This is a genomic window from Saliniradius amylolyticus, from assembly GCF_003143555.1.
GTDB classification, from domain to species: Bacteria; Pseudomonadota; Gammaproteobacteria; order Enterobacterales; family Alteromonadaceae; genus Saliniradius; species Saliniradius amylolyticus.
The window spans coordinates 2,981,496-3,006,500 of record NZ_CP029347.1 but is presented as its reverse complement, the minus strand read 5'-3'; the positions used below and the strand labels follow the sequence as shown (position 1 = coordinate 3,006,500).

24 protein-coding genes are annotated in these 25,005 nt (G+C 52.5%); 6 read left to right on the top strand and 18 right to left on the bottom strand.

What is annotated here, in order from left to right; translation table 11 throughout:
- Positions 1 to 988: 988 nt before the first annotated feature.
- Positions 989 to 1,798, bottom strand: coding sequence for an NAD(+) diphosphatase (gene nudC, locus HMF8227_RS14005; RefSeq protein WP_109340775.1), 810 nt, complete (start codon positions 1,796 to 1,798; stop codon positions 989 to 991).
- Positions 1,799 to 1,928: 130 nt separating this feature from the next.
- Here nudC and rsd point away from each other — a divergent pair, with 130 nt between their 5' ends.
- Entirely contained in the window at positions 1,929 to 2,390 is a 462-nt protein-coding gene (rsd, locus tag HMF8227_RS14000; RefSeq protein ID WP_109340774.1) for a sigma D regulator, read from the top strand.
- Between the two features lie 94 nt (positions 2,391 to 2,484).
- On the opposite strand, the gene rho is transcribed toward rsd, so the two are convergent.
- Positions 2,485 to 3,750 carry a transcription termination factor Rho gene (gene rho / locus HMF8227_RS13995; RefSeq protein WP_109340772.1) on the bottom strand — a complete coding sequence of 422 codons (1,266 nt, stop codon included), beginning with the start codon at positions 3,748 to 3,750 and terminating at the stop codon, positions 2,485 to 2,487.
- A gap of 266 nt (positions 3,751 to 4,016) precedes the next feature.
- On the bottom strand, positions 4,017 to 4,343 hold the full coding sequence (gene trxA, locus HMF8227_RS13990) for a thioredoxin TrxA (protein WP_109340771.1): 327 nt from the start codon (positions 4,341 to 4,343) through the stop codon (positions 4,017 to 4,019).
- A 99-nt stretch (positions 4,344 to 4,442) separates the two neighbouring features.
- Here trxA and rhlB point away from each other — a divergent pair, with 99 nt between their 5' ends.
- Both rhlB and HMF8227_RS13980 read left to right on the top strand, forming a co-directional pair.
- On the top strand, positions 4,443 to 5,705 hold the full coding sequence (rhlB, locus tag HMF8227_RS13985) for an ATP-dependent RNA helicase RhlB (RefSeq protein WP_109340770.1): 1,263 nt from the start codon (positions 4,443 to 4,445) through the stop codon (positions 5,703 to 5,705).
- On the top strand, positions 5,702 to 7,222 hold the full coding sequence (locus tag HMF8227_RS13980; protein WP_109340769.1) for a Ppx/GppA phosphatase family protein: 1,521 nt from the start codon (positions 5,702 to 5,704) through the stop codon (positions 7,220 to 7,222). Before rhlB ends, HMF8227_RS13980 begins: the two co-directional genes overlap by 4 nt.
- On the opposite strand, the gene hemB is transcribed toward HMF8227_RS13980, so the two are convergent.
- From hemB to tatA, 7 genes are read right to left on the bottom strand one after another with little or no spacing between them, the layout of a single operon-like run.
- Entirely contained in the window at positions 7,219 to 8,265 is a 1,047-nt protein-coding gene (gene hemB, locus HMF8227_RS13975) for a porphobilinogen synthase (RefSeq protein WP_109340768.1), read from the bottom strand. The two genes, HMF8227_RS13980 and hemB, sit on opposite strands and share 4 nt — an antisense overlap.
- The gene (locus tag HMF8227_RS13970; RefSeq protein WP_109340767.1) at positions 8,207 to 10,096 is read right to left on the bottom strand and encodes a sensor domain-containing diguanylate cyclase; all 1,890 of its coding nucleotides are present in this window, start codon (positions 10,094 to 10,096) and stop codon (positions 8,207 to 8,209) included. The genes hemB and HMF8227_RS13970 overlap by 59 nt, the downstream gene beginning before the upstream one ends.
- On the bottom strand, positions 10,093 to 10,872 hold the full coding sequence (locus HMF8227_RS13965; protein WP_109340766.1) for a TatD family hydrolase: 780 nt from the start codon (positions 10,870 to 10,872) through the stop codon (positions 10,093 to 10,095). The genes HMF8227_RS13970 and HMF8227_RS13965 overlap by 4 nt, the downstream gene beginning before the upstream one ends.
- Before the next feature lies 1 nt (position 10,873).
- A complete protein-coding gene (locus HMF8227_RS13960; protein ID WP_109340765.1) occupies positions 10,874 to 11,386 on the bottom strand; it encodes a type VI secretion system-associated protein TagO in 513 nt (170 codons plus the stop codon).
- Positions 11,383 to 12,129, bottom strand: a complete 747-nt coding sequence (gene tatC, locus HMF8227_RS13955) for a twin-arginine translocase subunit TatC (protein ID WP_109340764.1) — start codon at positions 12,127 to 12,129, stop codon at positions 11,383 to 11,385. The genes HMF8227_RS13960 and tatC overlap by 4 nt, the downstream gene beginning before the upstream one ends.
- Positions 12,122 to 12,424: a Sec-independent protein translocase protein TatB gene (gene tatB / locus HMF8227_RS13950; protein ID WP_109340763.1), complete on the bottom strand. Its 303-nt coding sequence runs from the start codon at positions 12,422 to 12,424 to the stop codon at positions 12,122 to 12,124. The genes tatC and tatB overlap by 8 nt, the downstream gene beginning before the upstream one ends.
- Positions 12,425 to 12,426: 2 nt before the next feature.
- Positions 12,427 to 12,684 carry a Sec-independent protein translocase subunit TatA gene (gene tatA / locus HMF8227_RS13945; protein WP_109340762.1) on the bottom strand — a complete coding sequence of 86 codons (258 nt, stop codon included), beginning with the start codon at positions 12,682 to 12,684 and terminating at the stop codon, positions 12,427 to 12,429.
- A 127-nt stretch (positions 12,685 to 12,811) separates the two neighbouring features.
- Here tatA and HMF8227_RS13940 point away from each other — a divergent pair, with 127 nt between their 5' ends.
- Positions 12,812 to 13,732 carry a hypothetical protein gene (locus HMF8227_RS13940; RefSeq protein WP_162558616.1) on the top strand — a complete coding sequence of 307 codons (921 nt, stop codon included), beginning with the start codon at positions 12,812 to 12,814 and terminating at the stop codon, positions 13,730 to 13,732.
- An 86-nt stretch (positions 13,733 to 13,818) separates the two neighbouring features.
- Here the strand turns inward: HMF8227_RS13940 and ubiB are convergent, their stop codons facing one another.
- From ubiB to prlC, 5 genes are all read right to left on the bottom strand, one after another.
- Positions 13,819 to 15,441: a ubiquinone biosynthesis regulatory protein kinase UbiB gene (gene ubiB / locus HMF8227_RS13935; protein ID WP_109340760.1), complete on the bottom strand. Its 1,623-nt coding sequence runs from the start codon at positions 15,439 to 15,441 to the stop codon at positions 13,819 to 13,821.
- Positions 15,442 to 16,053: a ubiquinone biosynthesis accessory factor UbiJ gene (locus tag HMF8227_RS13930; protein WP_109340759.1), complete on the bottom strand. Its 612-nt coding sequence runs from the start codon at positions 16,051 to 16,053 to the stop codon at positions 15,442 to 15,444.
- Positions 16,053 to 16,811, bottom strand: a complete 759-nt coding sequence (ubiE, locus tag HMF8227_RS13925) for a bifunctional demethylmenaquinone methyltransferase/2-methoxy-6-polyprenyl-1,4-benzoquinol methylase UbiE (RefSeq protein WP_109340758.1) — start codon at positions 16,809 to 16,811, stop codon at positions 16,053 to 16,055. The genes HMF8227_RS13930 and ubiE overlap by 1 nt, the downstream gene beginning before the upstream one ends.
- Positions 16,812 to 16,903: 92 nt before the next feature.
- The gene (locus HMF8227_RS13920; protein WP_109340757.1) at positions 16,904 to 17,596 is read right to left on the bottom strand and encodes a DNA-3-methyladenine glycosylase I; all 693 of its coding nucleotides are present in this window, start codon (positions 17,594 to 17,596) and stop codon (positions 16,904 to 16,906) included.
- Positions 17,597 to 17,626: 30 nt separating this feature from the next.
- Positions 17,627 to 19,666 carry an oligopeptidase A gene (gene prlC / locus HMF8227_RS13915; protein WP_109340756.1) on the bottom strand — a complete coding sequence of 680 codons (2,040 nt, stop codon included), beginning with the start codon at positions 19,664 to 19,666 and terminating at the stop codon, positions 17,627 to 17,629.
- Positions 19,667 to 19,820: 154 nt separating this feature from the next.
- On the opposite strand from prlC, the gene gorA reads away from it, so the two are divergent.
- Entirely contained in the window at positions 19,821 to 21,170 is a 1,350-nt protein-coding gene (gene gorA / locus HMF8227_RS13910; RefSeq protein ID WP_109340755.1) for a glutathione-disulfide reductase, read from the top strand.
- A 42-nt stretch (positions 21,171 to 21,212) separates the two neighbouring features.
- On the opposite strand, the gene HMF8227_RS13905 is transcribed toward gorA, so the two are convergent.
- Positions 21,213 to 22,013, bottom strand: coding sequence for a hypothetical protein (locus tag HMF8227_RS13905; protein WP_109340754.1), 801 nt, complete (start codon positions 22,011 to 22,013; stop codon positions 21,213 to 21,215).
- Between the two features lie 79 nt (positions 22,014 to 22,092).
- Here HMF8227_RS13905 and HMF8227_RS13900 point away from each other — a divergent pair, with 79 nt between their 5' ends.
- Complete coding sequence (locus tag HMF8227_RS13900; RefSeq protein ID WP_109340753.1) at positions 22,093 to 22,749, top strand: Fe2+-dependent dioxygenase; 657 nt, start codon at positions 22,093 to 22,095, stop codon at positions 22,747 to 22,749.
- Here the strand turns inward: HMF8227_RS13900 and HMF8227_RS13895 are convergent.
- Positions 22,746 to 23,684 carry a GGDEF domain-containing response regulator gene (locus tag HMF8227_RS13895; RefSeq protein ID WP_109340752.1) on the bottom strand — a complete coding sequence of 313 codons (939 nt, stop codon included), beginning with the start codon at positions 23,682 to 23,684 and terminating at the stop codon, positions 22,746 to 22,748. The two genes, HMF8227_RS13900 and HMF8227_RS13895, sit on opposite strands and share 4 nt — an antisense overlap.
- 122 nt (positions 23,685 to 23,806) lie before the next feature.
- Entirely contained in the window at positions 23,807 to 24,976 is a 1,170-nt protein-coding gene (locus HMF8227_RS13890) for a methyl-accepting chemotaxis protein (protein ID WP_109340751.1), read from the bottom strand.
- Between the last annotated feature and the right edge of the window lie 29 nt (positions 24,977 to 25,005).

Sequence of the window (25,005 nt, the reverse complement as noted above, 5' to 3'; positions counted from 1 at the left end):
ATGAAAAAAAGCCCGCACGAATTGGTATTATAACTTGCGCAATTTGTAACCCCTCTGCTATAAAACTGTTGCGCTAGTGAAAATCCAAACAAAAAGAAGCCCGATAACACGGGACCTCCACGCTAACGTCATTACGGCCTTACTCCCCGGAGTAAGGCTTTTTTATATGCAGGACGTATGGTATCCCTCGAATGCAGGAGCAATTGGAGGGAGATGTTCAGGAATGAGCCGACAGAAAACCGCTCCTGCGTTTTCTGCATTTCCGACATCCATGGCGGTCCGGTGCGCTTTGCGCACGAGGGGTGACTTAACGTCACGCCGAGAGCGGCGAACGCGAGGCCTTGGGCGAACCGCGCGTGTCATTGGCGAGGGCGCGCAGCCAATGAAGCGGTGAGCGGGAGGGCAATGGATGCCCGACCTGGGCTTTTGCTGGAGGCAGGACGCTGTAAGCAAAAGGCCGAGCTGGCATATCGCCCCATGGAAGGGTGACAGTGTTAGCGTACGGTGATGTCCGTGATTGAACGGGCAAATGTCAGGATTAGCCTCCCTGCTTAATACGATACGCCATCCGTGGCGCACCGCCCCATTTTTCAGCTCACACCCGCTTTTTGGAAAAGCGGTGAACATCGGAGCAAAGCGACGATGGCCCGTAGGGCGAGTATCAGGACGATACGAGTAAAAATGGGGGAAAAGACCAAGGTGGCCCGTGGACCCCCTAAGCGTGTCGGTCAGGCTTGCAAAAAGCGGGTCGCTCACACTCACATCCCTGTTCGTCTTCGCTTAATTCTCGTCAGTGATAATTAACCCACTTTTTCCGGCGCCTGTCCGCCACAGGGTGTTTTAACGGACCATGGGTGCAAAGCCTGGACTTTTGTGCTTAAAGTTGGATTCCCTTAAATGGAAGGCAGGGTGACGGGACTGGCAGACATGGAGGTCTATGTTGGTCTCCAACAGATCCTGATTCTGGCCCACGGCCATTGGTAAATTGCTAAGTCCCTGTTTGAACATTCCTATTCACCACATGCTCGATCAGCCGTCCGGCAATCGACAATTTCGGTGGCGTGTTGGGTAGGTCATCCATGTCGTACCAGTCGGCGTGCAGGATTTCCTCGCCATCAACTCTTATCTCACCACCGGCATGTTCGGCGGTAAAACCCATCATTAATGAATGAGGGAACGGCCAGGGTTGGCTGTGAAAATAGTTCAGGTTTGTTATCTCGATGCCTACTTCTTCCATGACTTCTCGGTGGACAGCTTGTTCCAGACTCTCGCCGCTTTCCACAAAACCGGCCAGAACCGACATCATTCCGTCTTTGTGGCGGCCTCCCTGGGCTAACAGTAGTTGCTCACCCTTAGTAATGGCGACGATCACGCAGGGGGATACTCTGGGGTAGCAGCGGTGCTGGCATTGGTGACAATGCATGGCGTACTCCCAATTAACCGGTGTCATGGCTTGACCGCACTGGCCGCAGTAGCGATGTGTTCGGTAAAAGTGAGTCAATTGCCAGGCGCGGGCCATAACGCCGAACGCTTCTTTGGGTTCGGCCATTAGGGCTTGCCGGAGGCTGACTGATTCCAACAAGTCCTGGTCAGGTTGTTCAAGGCCCATATCCACGATGTAGCACGGAGTATCTTGGTGGGGCTCCAGTGGCAATACCCGGTCTGCGTAATGATGCAGAAAGGTCAGTTCCTGCCATTGAGCCTGCAACATACCGGGCTGATGGCGAAGCTGCAACAGGGTTTTACCGCTGAAAATAAACCAGAAGGCGTCTTGATTCGGTTCAGGAAGCTGGAACATAGGGTCAATATTGTAAAGGGCTCTGACCAGAGCCTAACCCGAGTCGAACCTGTTTTGCCAGCGGCTAACTTTGGTATACTGGTTTTTCGATAGAGTCTCTGGCGTAAGTCAGGGCAAGTAAGGAATTCGTATGCTAACCAAGAACGAACAAGCCAAGCAGAAGTGGGGTGGTGCCAACCAGGCCATCGATAACTGGCTGAACGAGCGTCAGGAGTTGCTGGTCAGATATTGTCACCTCGCCGGTTTGCCGCCCTTTGAGCGCGATGCGCAGGCGTTGCCGGATGCACAAAGCATCGAAGACTTCTGCTCATTATTGATGGATTATGTCTCAGCGGGCCACTTTGAGGTTTATGACAAAGTAGTGGAAAACAGTAAGGATCAGGAGAAAGGCAAGGCCTTGGCCGACGAGCTCTATCCAGCTATTAGTGCGACCACCGATAAGGCGCTCAGCTTCAACGATAGCTACGCTGCGATCAGTGATGAGCAGAATCTCAATGGTTTTGATAAACACCTCTCCGCTCTCGGAGAAGCCATAGAGACTCGCCTGGAGCTGGAAGATCAACTGATAAACCGCCTGTATAAACAGCTTTAGCACCGGTCCTTGTTGCCGGCATACACCGGAGAACAAAGGACTTGGAAACAAAAACGCCCGCTGTCAGCGGGCGTTTGTCGTCTGGAATCGGCGATTAGCTCTTTTGCCGCCGCATGGCGTCGAAGAACTCATCATTGGTCTTGGTCATGGACAGTTTATCGATCAAAAACTCAATGGCGTCGATTTCTGACATGTCATGCACAATTTTGCGCAAGATCCACATCTTCTGCAGCTCTTCCTGCGAGGTCAGCAACTCTTCGCGACGGGTGCCGGAACGGTTGAAGTCGATAGCCGGGAACACGCGTTTTTCGGCGATCTTACGATGCAGATGCAGCTCCATGTTACCGGTGCCTTTAAACTCTTCGTAGATAACCTCGTCCATCTTAGAGCCTGTGTCGATCAAGGCTGTGGCAATAATGGTCAGGCTGCCGCCTTCTTCCACATTCCGTGCTGCACCAAAGAAACGCTTGGGTTTATGCAGAGCATTGGCATCCACACCACCGGTTAATACCTTACCAGATGAAGGAATGACGGTGTTGTAGGCGCGGGCCAGACGAGTAATCGAGTCCAGCAGGATGACGACGTCTTTCTTATGCTCCACCAGGCGCTTGGCTTTTTCAATCACCATCTCGGCCACTTGTACGTGGCGGTTAGCAGGCTCATCGAAGGTTGAAGCTACGACTTCGCCCTGAACCAGGCGTTGCATCTCAGTCACTTCCTCGGGACGCTCGTCAATCAACAGCACCATCAGGGTGCATTCGGGATAATTGGCGGCGATGGACTGGGCGATGTTCTGTAGCAGAAGGGTCTTACCGGCTTTCGGCGGTGCCACAATCAGGCCACGCTGGCCGCGGCCAAAGGGGGAAGCCAGATCCAGAACCCGGGCAGTGATATCTTCGGTACTGCCGTTACCACGTTCCATTCTCAGACGCTCGGTGGCATGCAGCGGCGTCAGGTTTTCGAACAGGATCTTGCTGCGAGAGTTTTCCGGCTTATTGAAGTTAACTTCGTTGATCTTCAACAGGGCAAAGTAACGCTCACTGTCTTTGGGCGGGCGGATTTTGCCGGAAATGGTATCGCCGGTGCGCAGGTTAAAGCGGCGGATCTGGCTGGGAGACACATAAATATCATCGGGGCCAGCTAAGTAAGACGAGTCCGCCGAACGCAGGAAGCCAAAGCCATCCTGCAGAATTTCTAATACGCCGTTGCCGAAAATGTCTTCGCCGCTTTTGGCGTGAGCCTTTAAGATGGCAAAGATGATATCTTGTTTACGGGCGCGGGCCATATTTTCGAGGCCCATGTTTTGTGCCAACTCAACGAGTTCGTTGATCGGCTTAGTTTTTAGTTCCGTTAGGTTCATATCGGTGGGTCTTAGTGGTTGAAAATGTGCTCGTTATGCTACTCACGCAAGATGTTGTTATTGCTTTTTTGCGTTATGCGATTTATTAACAGAATGCGTCGGAAAACGCGTAGGACTTGTGTTCAGGGCGATAAGCGTCTGAGAACACCGCTTAAATTAGCACCAATTCAGGTTAGCGTCTAGATTTTTATCAAAAACCTTAAGTAGCGGCGAAATTACGGGTCTAAAGGGAAAAACAAGCCCGGCACTGGGCCGGGCTGTGTCGCTTACAGGTTCTCGTTTAAGAACTCGGTCAGTTGAGCCTTAGACAGGGCTCCTACTTTAGTGGCTGCGACACTACCGTCTTTAAACAGCAGCAGTGTTGGGATGCCGCGGATGCCGTATTTCGGTGGCGTGTCGGTATTTTGATCGACATTCAGCTTACCAACTGTTAATTTGCCTTCGAATTCGTTCGCCACATCCTCTAGAATGGGGGCGATCATTTTACAGGGGCCACACCATTCAGCCCAGAAATCTACCAGCACAGGGGTGCTTGAGTTGATAACGTCGGCTTCAAAACTGTCGTCAGATAACTGGATTATTTTGTCGCTCATTGAATATTCTCCAAAATTTTTGCTGCCCATTGGTCGGCAGGAACGGGAATTTGTACTCGAAAACGTAAACCTAGTGCAAGCACAGATAAGCTATTAGCTATGCAAACAACTTATTTAACTGACACTCACTTCTCCGAATTGGCTCTGCATCCTGATGTGGTCAAGGCCCTCAGTGAGAGTAACTTCCAACATTGCACGCCGATTCAGGCCCTCAGCATTCCTACCATGGTGGAAGGACGAGATGTGGCCGGACAGGCACAAACCGGAACCGGTAAAACTATCGCATTTCTTGCCGGGACATTCCACCACCTTCTGAAAGCTGAAAATCCATCGGGCAATCAACCCAGAGCTATTATCATGGCTCCTACGCGCGAGCTGGCGGTTCAGATCTTCAATGATGCCGAGATGTTGAGCCAGCACACTGGTTTATCGCTTGGCCTTATATATGGTGGTGAGGGCTATCAAAGTCAACGGGAAGTGCTGGAAAAAGGGGTAGATATCATCATCGGCACGACCGGCCGTATCATCGATTACTATAAGCAGGGCTTGTTCTCACTGGAACATATTCAGGTGGCGGTGCTGGACGAAGCGGATCGCATGTTTGATTTGGGCTTCATTAAAGACATCCGCTATTTATTCCGTCGCATGCCTGAGGCTACGAAACGATTGAGTATGTTGTTCTCGGCGACCCTGTCGATGAGGGTGCAGGAACTGGCTTATGAACACATGAACGATCCTGTTCACTTGCAAATAGAGCCTCAGCAGATGACCGCCAGCCGCGTGCAGGAAGAGCTGTTCTATCCTTCCAACGAAGACAAGATGTTGTTGTTGCTAACACTGTTGGAAGAGGAATGGCCGGACAAGGCTATCGTTTTTGCCAATACGAAACACGCCTGTGAAAAGCTTTATGACTGGCTGAAAGCAGACAAGCACCGTGTGGGCTTGCTCAGTGGTGATGTGCCGCAGAAAAAGCGCCTCAGCATTATGGATCAGTTTAGTAAAGGGAAGTTGGACATCCTGGTGGCCACAGATGTGGCGGCCCGGGGCCTGCATATTGAAAAAGTGACTCATGTGTTTAACTACGATCTGCCCGATGACGCAGAAGACTACGTGCATCGCATCGGGCGGACTGGTCGTGCGGGGAAGAGTGGACATGCCATCAGCTTTGCCTGTGAAAAATACGCACTGAACCTGCCGGCAATTGAGGAGTACATCCGCCATCCCATCCCTGTGAGTGATTACGATGCCTCGGCGTTGCTGGACGACTTGACACCGCCCAAGCCCCACTATAAAAAGCGTATGCAAAGTGGTAAAAACTACAATAAAGGGCGTTCACGGAATCCAAAAAAGAGCAATCGATGAGTACGGACTCGCTGATCACTGACATTCGGCCGGAGCAGTATTATGCGGCGGTCGATTTAGGCTCCAACAGCTTTCACTTGTTGATTGTCAGGGTCAGCCATGGTCATGTACACATTGTTGGCAAGGTTAAACAGAAAGTACGCCTGGCGGCGGGTCTGAACGACAACAATGAGTTGGACGAACTGGCCATGGAGCGGGGCTGGAAATGCCTCGAAACCTTCGCCGAGCGCCTGAAAGATATTCCCCAGCAACACATCCAGGTGGTGGCTACAGCGACTCTGAGACTGGCTACCAATGCCGAAGTTTTTGTGCGCAAGGCCAATGAGATCCTGGGACACAAGATCCGTGTGATCTCCGGTGAGGAAGAGGCTCGTCAAATCTACCTCGGTGTGGCCTATACATCGGCCAACCAGGGGCGGACTCTGGTGATTGACATTGGCGGTGCCAGCACCGAGGTGATTCTCGGACAGGAGCAAACGCCAGAGCAGTTGGTGAGCCTGGAGCTGGGTTGTGTGACCTATTTGTCCCGCTACTTCCCCGAAGGCGTATTGACCAGAGCCAACTTCGACGCGGCGATGAAAGCAGCCAAGATGGTTATCGAGCCGGTCGCTGAACGCTTCACCCAATCACAGTGGCAACAATGCCTGGGGGCCTCGGGAACACCGCAGGCGGTGACTGAAATTCTGGTATCCCAAGGCATCAATGACGCCATTCGTTTGCACCATCTGCATGAATTTATCGATAAGGCCATCGACTGTGGCAGCCTGGAACAATTAACCATCGATGGCTTGGCAGAGAGCCGTCGTCCGGTATTCCCCAGCGGTCTGGCCATACTCACGGCCTTGTTTGAGGTGCTGGGGATTGAGCAAATGCAGATAGCCGGAGGAGCGCTGCGTGAGGGGCTTATCTACGGCATGCTGGAGAATATACAACACGATAACGTCAGAGAACAGACGCTGGGTAACCTGATGCGCCAGTTCCATATCGATACACATCAGGCCATGCGGGTGGCGCAAACAGCAGAGAACCTCTGGCAGCAGCTCGGACAAAATGGATGCGAAGTAGGCGCACTGGGCACCGATGTCAGTGAATTGCTGTGGGCGGCCTCATGCCTGCACGAAATCGGCTTGCACATTGGCTATAAGCACAGTCACCGTCACGGAGGCTACATTCTTAATCACGTGCCGATGCCAGGGTTTAACAAGCTGCAACAGGAGTGCATCCGTGACCTGGTCGCTAATCACCGTCAGGAAATTGATCTGGGTCTGTTTGATAATTACCAACAGCAGACGGCGGATAAGCTAAAGCTGATGTGTCGTATGTTGCGGCTGGCTCATGTGCTGTCGGTGCGACGTAAGGACGATTTGTTGCCGGAGATTAAAATTACGCTGGATGGTCAAAAACTTGAGCTGCGGTTTCCCCCCCAGTGGCTTAAAGAGCATCCTTTGTTGGATGCGGAGCTGGCCAATGAATGCTGGCTCCAGCACAAAGCGGGCTGGAGCCTGACGGTGCATTAATTGTCGGCCAGTAGCTCGGCGGCGTCCTTGGCGAAATAGGTGAGAATGCCATCGGCACCGGCACGCTTAAAGGCCAGCAGTGACTCTAATATGACGGCGTCTTTCTCCAGCCAACCGTTGGCAAAAGCGGCGTGATGCATGGCGTATTCACCACTGACCTGATAGGCAAAAGTCGGCACCCCAAACTCGGCTTTGCAGCGTTGAACCACATCCAGATAAGGCATCCCAGGCTTGACCATCACCATATCTGCCCCTTCGTCGATGTCCATGGCAATCTCTCGCAGGGCTTCTTCGCTGTTGGCCGGGTCCATCTGGTAACTGCGTTTATTGCCCCCTTTGAGGTTATTAGCGGAGCCAACAGCATCCCGGAAGGGACCATAATAGCTGGAAGCATATTTGGCGGCATAAGACATTATGCAGGTGTTGTGATGTCCCTCAGTCTCTAAGGTTTCCCGTAATACACCGATGCGGCCATCCATCATGTCGGATGGGCCCAGAATATCTGCTCCCGCCTGAGCGTGGCTCAGGGCTTGCCTTTCCAACACCTCGATGGTGGCGTCATTGAGGACATAACCATCATCGTCGATAAGTCCATCCTGACCATGGGAGGTAAAGGGATCCAGCGCTACATCAGACATCACCCCCAATTCAGGAAATGTTTCTTTGAGCGCGCGAATGGTCTTCTGAGCCAGGCCGTCATTGTTGTAGGCTTCGGACGCAGCGTCGTTCTTGAGGTCTGACGGAATGACGGGAAACAGGGCGATGCTGGGTATTCCCAGAGCCAGGAGTTGCTCGGCCTGCCTGAGTAATAAGTCGATGGAAAGTCGTTCTACTCCCGGCATGGATGGTACTGACTCTGAGCGATTCTTTCCTTCGAGCACAAACATGGGGTAAATCAGATCGGCTGGGGTCAGTTGCGATTCGGCCACCATGCGGCGGAAAAACTCGGTGCGGCGCAAGCGGCGTGGGCGGCTGTAGGGATAACTAGACACTCTGACTCTCCTGTAAGTTAGACTCGTGAACTTCGACTCTGTTGCGGCCATTCTGTTTCGCCCGATACAAGGCTTGGTCGGCCCATTCCAGTAATTGTTCGTCCGGTTGATTCAATTCACACACGGCACAGCTGACGCCAGCGCTAATGGTCATCGCTAATGTGTCTTGCTGAACCTTAAATGGGGTTTCGGCAATGCTCTGGCGGACGCTTTCAAGCAATTGCCTGGCACCGTCGAGGTCGGTGTCTGGCAATACCATGGCAAACTCTTCGCCACCGTACCGGCAGACCTCGTCGCCGGGGCGGTTCAGCGCCCGTGCCAGCATTTGCGCTACCTGCTTTAAACATTCATCGCCGACCCTGTGCCCATGCTTATCATTGACAGATTTAAAGTGATCGATGTCGACCATCACAATGCTCAAAGGAAACCGCTGACGCCGACTGCGGCGTACTTCGGCCAGGTATTTCTTGTCAAAATGCCGACGGTTACGAATACCGGTTAATGCATCCTTGGTGGTGTATTCTTCCAGCTCGCGATTTTTCTCCGACAGCTCCCTAAGTGCAACCTCCAGCTCCAGCGTGCGCTCCTCAACTTTATACTCGAGCGCTTCGTGGGCTTGCTTTTCTGCCGCCAGACGCTGCTGTTCCAGTCGCATAGCTCTGTGTTTGGCTTGAGTGACTTCCAGTAGTTTCTGGCGATAACTCATGGCCAGACTCAGGGACAGCAAGATGACTTCCAATGTGACACCGAGCATAAGCAAATGCAGGCTGCGAAATGAGGTTTCAATCAAGGCCATGTTGTCGGCCAGGGCGAGTAAGGCGCAGAACAGCATAATAAACCAGCCCATGGTATATAACCGGGTGGCTGGAAGCGGTGTTTTCAACCAGAAGCTAATGCCAGTAATTAAAATTGTCGTCACTGCGGTTATCATCAGCAATATAAAGATTTGTAATACCCAGGGGTAAGGTAGCCAAAAGCTGACAAGCACACTGACCAGGAACAGTATGACCAAGCCTTTCAGGCCCTTATCTAGCCGGGGGCGGTAGGTCTTTACTTGTAATAGTTCGCGGCTGAATAAAACGCCAAAAACTAAAGCCAGGTTAGCGAACACCATTGATGCATGTTTCTGCCACCAGACACTCTCCGGCCATAGATATTTATACCCAATACCCAGTATTGTTATCAGTGTTAATAACACAAACAGTAGATAGCCACAGTACGTGAAGAAACCAATATTGCCCGTGGTCACAAACATAAATAAATGGCTGATTAAGATAGCGACGATGAAGCCGAAGAAAATGCCTAAAAGCCAGCTTTTCTCAGCTTTAAAACTAATGAATTCATGCGATTGCCACAGTTTTGTGGGTAGCCGAATCGCCCCCTGGTTATCGGCACGAATGATGACCTCTACCGGATTGGCATTGGGCGGGATAGGAAATAAAAAGTTCACACTATTAATCGGACGTTCGGCGAAGGGCTTTTGATCGCCCGTTTGGTAATGGGCTATCAGGCGCTTGTTGTCGAATAACCATACATCCAGCTCATCGGTCAGGGCGTAATCTACTTCCAGTATCCGTTCTTGTGATGCATAGGGAAGCTCAAAACGGAACCAGTAGGGGGTCGCACTGATACCAAAAGACAACCATGTGGAGGAATGGTTTTGCCATTGCTGTTGAGGTAGTTGGCGGATGTCTTCCAGTGATAGCTCTTGTGATGGCTCTTTCAGAACCTGGACGCCCTGTCCTATGATTTTGCCTTGTGCGCCTCCCGAGAGGGTGTGACTGAACTGCCAGGTGGCGACGATAAAAAACAGGATAAAGGTACTGCCAGTCAGCCCCAGCCAGAGCCGTGAGAACTGTCGGTCATTCAGGTTGAGGATCACAATGAGGCGCCCCCGAACAAGGTGGTAGCGTTTTGCCAGGCGGCCTCTTGCACCAGGCTTAGCTCTTGCTGCCTGAGCCTGGCTACCTCCTGTGCGATGACGGGCATGTACTGGGGTTCATTTCGGCGGATTCGGGGACGGACGGTTTTTGGGGCCAGATAAGGTGCGTCAGTTTCAAGCAACAGGCGGGAAAGTGGCAAATGGGCAACGGCTTCCCGTAGTGTCTGGCCCCGTTTATCGTCGCACAACCAGCCGGTAATACCGATATAGAGGCCTAAGTCCAGATAGGCCTCCATCTGAGCCCGGCTACCGGTAAAACAGTGGGCCACACCCCCCACCAGTCTGGAATTGTAGGCCTTTAATAGTCTCAACTGATCGTCGAAAGCATCCCGTTCGTGTAGAAATACCGGCAATTGGAGCTCCACGGCCAACTCCAGTTGCTGCTCAAATACGGTTTTCTGCAGCTCGCGGGGAGAAAAGTCGCGATTAAAGTCCAGTCCACACTCGCCGATGGCTCTGACCCTGGGCAGGTGGGCCAACCGGGCGAGATGCTGAATATAGTTTGTGGACACTGAGGCTGCGTTATGGGGATGAACGCCTGCGGTACTGAACAGCTCATAACGGCCGGCCATATCGGCGGCGAGCTGGCTTTCCTGCTCGTCGGTGCCGGTAATCAGCATCTGGTTGACGCCTTGTTCTAAGGCCCGCTCAACGACACTTTCACAGTCGGAGTCAAAGCGGTGACTGGTCAGGTTCACCCCGATATCGAAATACATACTACTGCAGTCGCTTAACCTTAATCATTCGGTTTGTAGTTTCGGCGCTCAGGTAGTAGGTGCCAAATGCGCCTTCCTCAATGTAAACGGCGCCATTACGGGGAAAAGGAAAATATTCGCCATCATTTTGTTTCCATATTTGCCCATTATCTAGGGTAATCAACCATTTACCTCTGGGGCCTTTTTCCCGCTTGGTGACAACCGCCTCAATGCGATCCACCTTGGGTTTATCCTTTTGCTTTTGTGCCTCAGTCAGGCCAAACTCGGCCTTAGCCTTAGCTTTCTCATTTTGTACTTTTGCTACGACAGGTTTGGAGGCGTTTGGCTTGGGCTTTTTATTTTCCAGGGTTGAACTGCCCGGTACGGCCATTTTGCGGGCCAGCTGGTCATAGCAGTCTAACCGCTTAAGGGCGCTGTCGATCTGCTGACAGCGTTGTAGCCGTTCTGGCAAACTCTGGGCCAGACCGTAGCCGCTTAATAATAACGGGATTAGAGCAAGTATGCTTATTTTCATTCTGGTTCCTTATTATTGTTGTTGGTTGTCTTTTTACCGGTGTAGAGACCGCCTGCCAGGATGCCCAGCTCATACAATAGCCACATGGGCAGGGCCAACAAAGTTTGCGAGATCACATCGGGTGGCGTGAGCAACATGCCGATAATAAAGACCCCAACGATCACATAGGGGCGTTTTTGCCTCAAATTAGCCGGGGTAGTCGCGCCGCTCCAGCACAACAGGAGGATGGCAACCGGGATCTGAAAGGAGACACCGAAAGCAAAGAACAGCTTAAGTACAAAGTTCAGATAGCTGCTGATATCGGTGTTGATGGCAACGCCTTCGGGGGCCACTCCGGTGAAAAAGGCAAACGCTAAAGGGAATACGACAAAGTAAGCAAAGGCAATACCGGCGTAGAACAGTAATGTGCTGGCTAGCAGCAGGGGCGCGACCAGGCGTTTTTCATTGGCGTACAGCCCCGGCGCGATGAACCCCCAAACCTGATGCAATACTATAGGAATAGCAATAAAAAACGACAGTACCAGGGTTAGCTTAAAAGGGGCGAAAAACGGTGAGGCCACATCCGTGGCGATCATCTGACCATTTTCCGGCAACACCGCCATCAGCGGCTGAGCCAGATAATGGTAGAGATCCTGGGCAAAATAAACCAGACACAGAAACACCAGTAACACCGCCAGCAATGCCCTCAGGATGCGGCTACGCAATTCAACAAGGTGACTGAACAGGGAGGAGGAGTCAGACATCGGAATCATAGGGTTTACGCACCGACTCGGCGGCTTTTTTCAGCTGGTCCACGCTTTGTTTGACCTCGGGTGACAGGTTTTTCATATCACCCTGCTCGGCTTGTCTCAGGTGCTCATGCAATTCCTGAGCATTGAGCTGTTGTTCCATCTCATTGCGGAAATTGGTGGCTACCGCTTTAATACCGCGAATGGTGCGACTGGTGCTGCGCACAGCAGCAGGCAAACGCTCTGGTCCAAGAACCAGCAGCGCGATAACGCCAATTACTAATAATTCCCAGAAGCCGATATCGAACATAGTTAGTCGTTGCGCTGTCGCTCTTTATCGGGCTGGTTCTGCTCACTCTTCGATGGGGTCTCGCTGCTATTCTCCACCTGCTTAGGGTCGAAGTCGGCGTCATTCTCAGCAGAGGACTTGTCTTCATCACTGACCGCTTTTTTAAAGCCTTTCACGGCAGAGCCGAGATCGCTGCCCATATTGCGCAGCTTTTTGGTGCCGAACAGCAACACTATAATGGCAAACACGATCAGCAACTGCCAGATACTGATTCCACCCATGTTGATCTCCTAAAATCAAAAAGTAGTTTATTATAACGACAACAGCCTATAAGTCATTGGTTTTACCCAGTCTGACAACATGCTATCAATGGTATTACGCTATTCGTATTGCGTTTAAGGATAGATCGTGAGGTATTGGAACTCCGCGTTGCTGCTTGGATTGCTCATTGCTTTTCAGGTGCAGGCACAACAAGAGCAAGAACACTGGCTGGATCAGATGCAGCTCGAGGTGTCCGAGTCTTTGGACGCAACTGCCCGATGGTTTGATGGCTTTTTTGCTGAGGAAGGGATCTTAACAAAGCGTAAGGCGGGGTCGGAGGCAAGAATTATGTTCGGTTGGGAGCCCCGCAGCCGAGACTTTGCCGAGTTTGACAGCCGCTTCAGGGTAAAGGTGGACTTGCCTCACCTGGAGCAGCAGCTGGATTTAATTTTGTCCGACTATGACGAGCAGGACGATAATACTTCGGTAAAGGCGGCCCGTAACGACGCGATAGACAATCGTAATCGCTTCAGCCTAGCTTTGCGCTGGACGCCAAAGGAAGAAACGGATTTCCGAGTCTCTCACCGCCTGGGCGTCGGGCGAAAGCTACAGCCCTACGCGAAATCCACGCTACAGAAAACTTACGCTATCAGTGCCGATGACAAGATAAAGCTCGAAGGCTCGGTGTATTACTACACTCAGGATCGCTTTGGCAGTCACCTGATGGCCGAATATGAGCGCCAGACCGGTGACAATGCCTTGCTTCGTTTTGCAAACCATTACTACTTTCGTGATGAGACCGATGACTGGCTGTGGCAGCACAGCCTGAGACATTTTATCCAAACGGACGAGAGTACCGCGCTGATCTGCAGTTTGTATGCCGAGGGGGTCAATCAACCCAATTATCGGGCCACCGAGTACCTGACCAGTGTGCGCTGGCGGCACAATGCAGTGCGTAAGTGGCTGTTTTTTGAGGTGGAGCCTTTTGTACTTTGGTCCCGGGAAGAAGACTTTAAGCCCTCTTACGGGTTGGCCCTGCGGGTAGAGGGTTTTTTTGGCGAACCATAGGGTGTGCTGAGCTGGTCCCGCCAGGCTTGCAGCCCTGCGGAAAGCCTTGGCGTTGAACAACATTGATACCGGAAAAGTCGCCCAAGCTACTGAAACCAGGCTTTCAGCCAGAGACTGATGCCGACGGTTCCGGTGAGCACCGGGGCGGGCCAGGGTAGTGGGTAGAGTGGCATCAACGCTGCGCCGATTAGCGCTACGGCGCCTAATAGCCCGAGCAGCTGACGCTGAGTCTGGGTGTGATGATGGAGCTGCCATTGACTGAGCAACCGACGTTGATGTTCAGGTGCATCCTTAACCTGTCTCAGACTGTCGTAGATAAGGTCTGGCATGTCGGGAAGCTTCTCTGACCAATAGGGCAGGTTGGCTCTAACTTTCTTCCACACGGCTTTTACCCCGATTTGTTCCTGCATCCAGTTTTCCAGGAATGGTTTGGCGGTTTTCCAAAGATCGAGCTGGGGATATAACTGTCGACCCAGACCTTCGATATAGAGCAGGGTTTTTTGCAGCAGTACCAGTTGTGGCTGGACCGTCATATTAAAGCGGCGGGCGGTATTAAACAGTTGCAGCAAAACAACGCCGAAGCTGATATCCGCCAGAGGTTTTTGGAAGATCGGCTCGCAGACGGTGCGCACCGCCATCTCAAACTCGTCGATATTGGTATCGGCCGGAACCCAGCCTGAGTCCACGTGCAGCTCGGCTACCTTGCGATAATCGCGGTTAAAGAAGGCTACGAAGTTCTCGGCCAGGTAGCGCTTATCTTCGCTGTTAAGAGTGCCAACGATGCCATAATCAATGCCAATGTATTTGGGGTCTTGCGGATTTGTGGTATCGACAAAAATATTGCCCGGATGCATATCGGCATGAAAGAAGCTGTCGCGGAATACCTGAGTGAAGAACACCTCTACGCCACGCTCAGCCAGCTTTTTCATATCGGTGTGCTGGGCTTTCAAGGCCTCGATATTGGACACCGGAATGCCGTAGATTCGCTCCATTACCAGCACATTCTTACGGCAATAATCGCTGTAGACCTTGGGTACATAGAGAGCGTCGGAGTTAGTGAAGTTCTGGCGTAACTGGATGCCATTGGCGGCCTCACGCAGCAGATCCAACTCATCCAGAATGGTTTTACGGTATTCGGCCACCACTTCCACCGGGCGCAACCGTTTTCCGTCGGGCAGCCAGCGCTCCATCACCTGGGCCAGCGTTTCCAGTAGTTCCATGTCGGCATGGATAGTGCGCTCGATATCCGGCCTCAGCACCTTGATGACGATCTCCTGGCCGGAAGTCTTAAATTTTGCGGTATGCACTTGTGCGATGGAGGCCGATGCCAAAGGCACGGGGTCGAACTGTTCGAAGAGTTCATCGATACTTCTCAGTTCTAAGGCCTGCTCCACCATTTTACGGGCGTGATGACCGTCGAAGGGTGGCACCTTGTCCTGCAGCAACGCCAGTTCGTTGGCAATATCCGGTGGCAGCAGATCACGCCGGGTTGAGAGCATCTGGCCAAACTTGATAAATACCGGGCCCAGGCTTTGTAATGCCAATCTGGCTTGTCTGCCTCTGGGCTGTTCGGGGTGGCGGTTACGCAACCAGAAAATACATCGCCTTGCTAATCGGGCATACCAAGGCATCCAGCGCTTGGGGATCAGCGTATCCAGTCCGTGCTGTAACAGGGTTTTATTGATGGTGTATAAACGCAGCAGACGCACTTATTGGCCTCGTTGTTCCAGTTGTTTAAGTCTTGCTTCCAGCCGGTCAGCGTCGGCTCGCAACTCGCTGACTCTGTCGCAAAAATCCGTCACCGCCAGCCTGTGAACGGCAATAGGCTTCTCGGTCAAAGCCGCATCGGCGGCCAGTTCAGTAAAAGTCTGCCAGCGTGTCTTGAGCTGCTTACGAGCTTGGCGTGCCGACTGACTCAGCCGGTAGGCTGGCACATCACCAATGTAGCGGGACAGGATCTCTTCGAGATCGATGTTCAGCTCACTAATAAGCTGGCTGAAAAGCTGAGCGGTGCGCACATCGCCGTTGAGTATAAGGGCCTGCTGATGGATAAGCTGACTCAGCTGGGCGCTATCCTGCAACTTGGGCAAGGTGGACAGTGACAATGCCAGGTGACAGTCGGCTTGGTTATCGGCATCGACCAGTACATCCACCCGGTCGCTGAACGCAAAGGTGAGAGTCCAGGGTAACTCATGGAGCTTTACCGACAGACTCTGTCCTGCGAGTGGACGCATGCGCTCGACGCTGGCCTCATCCAACGCCAAGAGTCGGTTAAATGCGGTCTCGATTAAGGCTGCCAGCCCCTGTGCCGCCGGGATCATTAGAACTTGAACCCTCGATGCAGGGCGACAATGCCGCCGGTAAGATTGTGGTAGCTGGTTTGTTCAAATCCGGCCTGTTCCATCATGTTTTTAAGGGTTTCCTGGTCCGGGTGCATGCGGATAGACTCGGCTAGGTATTGGTAGCTGTCGGCATCGCCGGCTACCAGTTGCCCCATTTTCGGTAAAATATGGAAGGAATAGACGTCGTAGACTTTATTTAGGCCTTCGTGTACCGGCTTGGAAAACTCCAGTACCAGTAGTCGGCCACCGGGCTTGAGCACTCGGTACATGGAGTGCAACGCCTTGTCTTTGTCGGTGACGTTGCGCAGGCCAAAGGCAATGGTGATGACATCGATGCTGTTGTCGGGAAAGGGCAGTTCTTCGGCGTTGGCCTGCACGTAATCCACATTACCGACGATGCCGTTGTCACGCAGTTTATCCCGGCCAACTTTGAGCATGGCGTTATTGATATCGGCCAGAATTACCTTGCCCTCAGGGCCCACCATACGGGAGAACTTGGCGGTCAGATCGCCGGTGCCGCCGGCGAGATCCAATACGGTCTGGCCGCGACGCACACCGCTACAGTCGATGGTAAAGCGTTTCCACAGCCGATGAATGCCCATGGACATCAGATCGTTCATCACATCGTATTTGGCCGCCACTGAGTGAAACACATCGGCCACCATTGATGCCTTTTGCTTCTTATCGACGGTCTTATAGCCAAAATGGGTTTGGTCGGACTGGGATTGCTCGCTCATGGGCGCTCCTGTTTGCCGTATCGGCGATCAAAATAGAGTATCGGCGCTAGTGTACTGTATTGGCGTAATACGGACCAGTGTCCCGGTGGGATCTAACGGTGGTTGTCACCCACGCTAAAGGCCAGAAGCTGACTTAAGGCTTGCAGTGACCAGTCACTTTGTTGCTGAAGACGGTTAAAGGCCTGCTGAATGGTTTTCAGGCTGCGTTTGGAAATGGCAGAGCCGGAGATAATCTCCCGCTGGCTAAAATAGCCGATCACATCCTGGGTCAACAAAAAGGTGTCCTTACCCAGCGCCCGCAATGCGAAGGGGCCGGTGTTGCCGCCCAGACGCTGACCGCGCTTTTTCAGCTCGGCCCACAACCCGACGATATCCTCGCTGGGCCAATCGGCAATAAAGTGGCCAAAACCACCGTGTTTTTGGCTGAGTTCGCGGATCATCAAGGCATTATCGCGAATGGTTTTGACCTTGCGGAAGTTACGGATAATGGCCGGGTCTGAGGCTTTACGCTCCAACATATCGTCGGGCATCATTAATACCTTGTCGATATCGAAGCCGAAGAAGGTCTCCTCAAATCCCGGCCATTTGTTTTCCACCACTTTCCATACAAACCCGGATTGGAAGATCTTCTTGGTAAAAGCGGCGAGGTACCGATCATCGCCCAGCGCGCTTAAGGCCTCCTTTGAAGCCGGCGCCCCCAACAAGGCTTTCAGCCCATTCGCACCGCCCTTACGCTCGCTGGCGCGAGCGTAGATGGCATCGAAGTCTTCCAGATAGTCCAGCATGCTATTTTCTGTCTGAGTAGAGAAGCAACGTTAAGCCGCGTCACCGATTCCGGAGTGGCGTAACAAGGCATCCACCTCAGGCTCACGGCCGCGGAAGGCCTTAAACAGCTCCATGGGCTCGTGACTGCCACCTTTTTCCAGAATGTTTTCCATGAAACTGCGACCGGTATCCGGGTTGAAGATGCCTTCCTCTTCAAAGCGGGAGAAGGCGTCGGCGGACAATACCTCTGCCCACTTGTAGCTGTAGTAGCCTGCCGCGTAGCCCCCGGCGAAGATATGGCCGAAGCTGTGCTGGAAACGATTAAACTCGGGTGGCTTGACCACTGCTACTCGCTCACGCACCTGATCCAGAATGCTCTGGATTAGATTCGTCGAACCGTTGTATTCCATATGCAGCCGGAGGTCGAACAGGCTGAATTCCAGCTGGCGCACCATCTGCATGGCGGACTGATAGTTCTTGGCCGCCAGCATTTTCTCCAGCAAGTCATGGGGCAAAGGTTGGCCGGTTTCATAATGGCCAGAGATAAAGCCTAAGGCCTCTTCTTCCCAGCACCAGTTCTCAAGAAACTGGCTGGGCAGTTCCACCGCATCCCACGCCACACCATTGATGCCCGCCACATCTGTGGCTTCTACTTTAGTCAGCATATGATGCAAGCCATGACCAAACTCATGGAACAAGGTAACGACTTCATCGTGCGTAAACAGGGCCGGCTTATCCCCTACCGGACCGTTAAAGTTACAGGTCAGGTAAGCCACCGGGCGTTGTAAATCGCCATCGGTCAAACGGCGGCGATCCCGGCAGACATCCATCCAGGCGCCGCCTTGTTTTTTGGGGCGGGCGTAGAGGTCCATATAGAAGTTACCGCGAATATCACCACTTTGGTCGATAATTTCATAGAAGGTGACGTCTTTATGCCAGGTATCTACGCCATTGACTGGCTTGATGGTCAGCCCATACAGGCGGCGAACCACCTCGAAAAGACCCTGAATCACCTTAGGCTCGGGGAAATAAGGGCGTAATTGCTCGTCAGAGATGGCGTATTTCGCTTGCTTGAGCTTTTCGCTGTAATAGGCCAGATCCCAGGCATTTAACTCGGTCACACCATGTTCTTTGGCCGCAAAGTCTTTCACCGCCTGGAGGTCTTGTTCGGCCTGGGGCTTTGAGCGCTTAGCCAAATCGTCCAGGAAGCCCATCACCTGTTCGGTGGATTCCGCCATCTTGGTCGCCAGCGATAGTGCTGCATAGTTGTTAAAGCCGAGCAGTTCGGCTTGCTCCTGCCGAAGGTTCAGGATTTCGTCCATTATAGCGCTGTTATCCCACTTGCCAGCATTGGGACCCTTGTCGGAAGCTTTGGTGGTAAAGGCTACGTACATCTCCTCACGCAGCTTGGCGTTGTCGGCGTAAAGCATCACAGGCAGGTAGCTCGGGATATCCAAAGTAAACACCCAACCGTCCAGCTCTTTTTGTTCGGCGGTCTGGGCGGCGGCGTCCAGCGCAGACTCGGGCAGACCAGCCAGTTCGGTTTTATCGGTCACCTGCTTAAACCAACCAAAGGTAGCATCCATCAGGTTGTTGCTGAACTGGGAAGACAAGTCAGACAGTCGGCTCTGAATCTCGGCATAGCGCTTTTTCTTTTCTTCAGGCAGAGCCACACCGGACAGCTCGAAGTCACGGATGGCATTGGTAACTACCTTCTGCTGGGCCTTGCTCAGGTTGGCAAATTCAGTGCTCTCGCGCAGGCTCTTGTAAGCGCTGTACAGACCTTCATGTTGACCCACATAGGTGCTGTATTCGGACAGTAATGGCAGACAGGCATCGTGGGCTTCACGCAGTTCGTCGGTGCTTACTACCGAATTCATATGTGAGATGGGCGAGAAGACCTTACCCAGATGGTCGTCGGCTTCTTCCAGCGCCTCGAAGGAGTGCCAGGAAATCTCAGTTTGCTCAGCCAACTTCTCGATCTCTTCCTTACAACGCGAGATAGCACGCTCAATGGCAGGTTTTACCTGTTCTGGCGTGATGTCGGAAAAAGCCGGTAACTTATGGGTTTGCTCTAGCACTGTGGTCATACAAATCCTGTCTATTGGTATCAATCTGTTTACTAGATAAGGGTCAAAAGGCGTAATCTCAACCTGCTGTGTTATGGGCTTTGTATTTTTCTCCGTAAGCCAATAGCATGAAAGCCGTTCTTATCCCTTTTCAGTATTCAGAGCGAGAGGCTGCATGAAAAAGTTCGATTATATCTGTATCGGTGCCGGCAGTGGAGGTATTGCCTCGGCCAATAGAGCGGCCAGGCATGGTGCCAAGGTGGCCCTGATCGAGGGCAAGGCGGTGGGCGGTACCTGCGTCAATGTAGGCTGCGTGCCCAAAAAAGCTATGTGGTTTGGCGCTCAGGTGGCCGAGGCCATCCATAAGTATTCGCCGGATTACGGCTTCGATGTGGCAGTCAATGATTTTAGTTGGAAGAAACTGGTAGAAAGCCGTGAGGCCTATATCGGTCGTATTCATCAGTCCTACGACCGGATGCTGGGTAATAACGGTGTGGAGCTCATTAAGGGGTATGCCAGGTTTGTCGATACCAATACCGTCGAGGTGGCCGGTGAACACTATCAGGCCGACCATATCCTGATTGCCACCGGTGGCCAGGCGGTATTCCCTGACGTGCCCGGGGCTGAGTATGGCATCGACTCGGATGGTTTCTTCGCCCTGACCGAGATGCCCAAACGTACCCTGGTGGTGGGCGCGGGCTATATAGCGGTGGAGCTGGCCGGGGTGCTGAAGGCCTTTGGCAGTGAGACCCATCTGGCAATTCGTAAAGACAAGCCGCTGCGCAGCTTTGATCCCATGCTCAGTGAAACTCTGCTGGAGCTGATGAAGCAAGAGGGGCTAGAGGTTCATACCCAAACTCAGGTGGAGAAGGTCGACAAGAATGCCGATGGCAGCCTTGCGGTAACCTTTAATGATGGTCAGAACCTGGAAGTGGACTGTCTGATCTGGGCTATCGGACGCAAGCCTAATACCGATAACCTGAATCTGGACGCCACTGGGGTTAAGCGGGACGATAAGGGCCGCATTCAGGTGGACGAATACCAAAATACCAGTGCCGAAAATATTTATGCGGTGGGCGATATTATTGGCCAGGCCGAACTGACGCCGGTGGCGATCAAAGCCGGGCGCTTGCTGTCCGAGCGGCTGTTTAACGGCCAGTCTCATGCCAAGATGGATTATTCACTGATCCCGACGGTGGTGTTCAGCCATCCAGTGATCGGCACGGTCGGCCTGACTGAACCTGAAGCCATAGAGCATTATGGTAAAGATAACGTGAAGGTCTACACCTCCAACTTTGCTGCCATGTATACGGCCGTCACCCGGCACCGCCAAGCCACACGCATGAAGCTGGTGTGTGTGGGGCCAGAGGAGAAAGTGGTGGGCTTACACGGCATCGGAATGGGCATGGATGAAATTCTTCAAGGCTTTGCGGTGGCCATCAAAATGGGCGCCACCAAAGCCCAGTTTGACAGCACTGTGGCCATTCATCCCACCAGTGCCGAAGAATTTGTGACCATGAACTGATAAGTCGCAGATGCCGGTTGGCATCTGCGGTTTGGCTTGTAGTTACAGGTTCATGCCAATCAACTCGACCCGGGCGGCTGTAGCGTAGATGCGGCTGATATCGCCGTCGAGTTCGCCTTCGGGGGTAATATCAGGCCAGAAGTCGGATAAGTCGTCGATAAGGGCGCGCACTTGCTGTAAGTCGCCGGCGTAATCGGATTTTTGAACTTCATTCATGGCATTTAAACGCGCCAGCGCCACGGTTTTAAACCCGAGCGCATCCTGATATTCGTGAGCGTTAACCAGCTCGCCCTGCTCAACGCCGATGGCGTATTCGTCGGCCGAGGTGCGCAGCATCTTGGCAATACTGATTAACACGGTTTCGGCGTCGTACTGATCCACTTGCTCGTTCTGGCTGATGGCTTGCTGTAAGGCCTGGTAGTTTATCTCGACCTGCTCTGGATCGGCCTCCTGCATCACGCTTTGGCTAAGTGCCGTCAGCTCCTCGGCGAAGCCGGGCAGGTTTCTGGCCTTAAACGCCGGGACCAGAGCGGAATACAATTCATCCTTGGGATGTTTCATATGGGTCTTGGCCATGTCCGTATGACCGTTTTGGTACAGCTGCATACCGATCCAAAGGTGGCCGCGGACCAGTCCCAATCGGGCCAGAAACTCGCCGTGGTCGCTACGTAGATCCACACTGCCACCTTCGCCCTCACCTTCTCCTTCGCCTTCCCAGAAGGAATAGATAGCCGATTCCTGCTTCAGAATGGGATTGTCCTGAGACATGGCGGTGTTGGAAGTCGCCACTGTGCCTAACAAGGCGGCGCTGACGCCAGCCCAGACCCTACGTTTTTCTACCATTATCCTTCCTCTGTGCAATATGATGAGATTGCCGTATAGTGGCACTATTGATAGTGATTCTCAATACCATTTGGATTTTATGATCATACAGCTAAAAAATGTGGTCGATGCAGGCACCCTCGAAGCGGTGCGCGACAGCATAAAAGAAGAGGATTTCTTATCTGGTACACACAGTGCCGGGCGGGCCGCCAGAGAGGTTAAAAACAATCAGCAAATCCGCTATAAAGACAGCCAGCACAGCGCCATTAAATTACTGCTCAGCGCGCTCCAGCGCCATCCAGTAGTGGCTCAGGCTGCCCAGCCCAAGGTCATCATTAATCCCATGTTAAATCGTTATACGCCGGGGCAGGCTTATGGCTGGCATACGGACGATGCCATTATGGATGGTCAACGGACCGATATTTCCTTTACTTTAGGACTCACGCCGCTCGACGACTATGAAGGTGGTGAGTTGGTGTTGCAGGACCACAGCGGCGACCGGGCCTGGCGCCTGGGAGCAGGGGAATTATTGCTGTATCCCAGCCACTACCTGCATCAGGTCACTGAAGTCACCCAGGGCCAGCGTCTGGCGCTGGTAGGTTGGATGCAAAGCCGTCTGCGAGAAAGCTGGCAACGAGAAATATGCTTTGATCTCGCTCTGGCCGGACGCACTGAGTATGACCAGAATGGTAAATCGGCGCAGTTTGATCGCCTGAGCAATGCGTTACAAAACCTGCTGCGCCACTGGGTGGATTAGCGTTCTGACCCGGCTGAACTTAACGTCACCCGGTTACGGCCGTTGTGCTTAGACCGATATAACGCGATGTCGGCTTGCTTATAGAGTTGAGAGAAATCTTCTCGCTGAGAGTCACCCAGGAGGCAGGCACCAACACTTGTGGTGACCTGGATGGTGTCGCCGTTTTCTAATGGAATAGACTGACTGGCGATGATCTCCCGGTAACGTTCAAGCACGGGGATGATGGATGAATGATCACACTCTGTAATCAACAGACCGAATTCTTCGCCTCCCAGACGTGCGAAGAGATCACCGCTTCGAAGCGCGGCCCGGACTGCACTGCCGACGGTGATCAATGTCTTGTCGCCCGCATCGTGCCCATAACCATCATTAATACTTTTAAAGTGGTCCAAATCCAGAATCGCCAGGCAGAGATTTCTTCCGTGGCGGTAAGCTTTGCGGATCTCCTCATGAGCGATGCGTTCAAAATGTCTCCTGTTGTATAAACCTGTCAGTGGATCGACGGAGGCGAGGGCTTTTAACTCAGAGTTGGCCTGAATTAAGCGCTGACGCATTTTAATAATACGTTCCATTGCAAGCATCTTTGCCGATAGCACGCGCTGGCTGACCGGCTTTACCAGGTAATCGTCTCCCCCCGAGGCGATGCTGGCTTCGAGGTCGGCCTCGTCAGTGCTGGCGCTGAGAAAAATAACCGGTGTCCACTCAATATCAGCGGTCTGTTGAATGGTTCGAATTGATTCTACCGCTTCGATGCCATTGACCACCGGCATCTCAACATCCATCAGGATGAGATCGAGGGCGTTGCCTTGTTGTTGAAAGACATCAAGGGCTTGTTGGCCATCGGTCACCGCTGTTACCTCATGCCCCAACTGATCAAGGTAAGCTTTCAGCAGGAGTCGATAACTTTTACTATCTTCAGCGATTAAGACATTCATCCGTCACGGTTTAGCAAAAAAATATGCGGATTGCCATTTAGTGACGCCGTGGTCTCGATAAGAAACCATCCGCTCATCCCCCCCAGACGGCGTTGACCGGTGATGAAGTCGAACCTTGGCCGTTAATCGTCGCCATCAAGATCATCGACCTGCTCCATAAGCTGATTGCTGATATTGACCAGTTCAGAGGCGTTTTCGTGTAAATCTTGTGATTGTTCAGCAGAGTCGTCGCAGAGCTCGCTGAGCGATTGCAGGCTCTCGCTCAGGGACTCAACGGCGCTGCTTTGTTGCTGCGCGGTCACGCTGGCCGCTTCCATTCCCGAAGCAATCTGACCCACCTCATTGAGTACCGAGACCACCTGTTCGCTGGTAGAGTTGGCGAGAGATTCGGACTCATTGGCAAGTTCGAGGGAAAGCTCACTTTCCTTTGCAGACTGCTTGATAAGATTACGCAGATCGGACGTCATAGAGGTAATGTCCGAGGTGGACTCTTGAGTCTTTTTAGCCAGACTGCGAACTTCGTCGGCCACCACTGCAAAGCCCCGTCCCTGTTCACCGGCCCTTGCCGCCTCAATCGCAGCGTTTAAAGCCAGTAAGTTGGTTTGATCGGCGATGCCCTCAATAATCTCCACAAAGCTGTCGATTTTTTTGGCACTGTTCTCAACTTCTTCGAAATTTTGATCGAAGACGGTAACCGAATGCTTAAGCGTGCCAAGCTTTTCTACCAGAGCCTGAAGTGAGCTCCCTGCCGATGTCGCCCCGTCATTCGCTTGATCGGTCTGCTGAGCAATGTTTTGAAAGGTTTCCGCGACCTGATTGATACTGACCGCAATTTCTTCCGTGGTAGAGGATATTTGCGACGATTGCTTATTAAGTTTGTCATTCGACGATCTCGCGCGGGCCGAGACTTTGGTTGTGCGCTCGGCCAGTTGGTTGAGTCTTTCAACAGCCTTATCAATACGAGTCATCGCCCTGGAAAACTGCTTCAGACCTTTATTCAGCTGACGGGCAATCTGCCCAAATTCATTGCCGCTGTCCAAATCCGCCCTGACACCGAAGTTACCGTTAGCAATAGCCCCGGTCATCTTCTTTAGTTCCTGAAGCCCTGTTAATACCGCTTCGCGACTCGCCCAAAAAACCAAAATACTGGCGGCAAAAAACAGCAGGCCAAGTATTAGCCAGACTACAGAGTTCTGCTTGAACAGGTGGCTCACTACAACGAGCGCTGCCAAGGCACCAGAGAAACCTAAATTAGCGATAAAAAGATGATTGAGCGAGAGTTTCTTTAACATGTGCAGTTTCCCAGATACCAAGGTCGTTG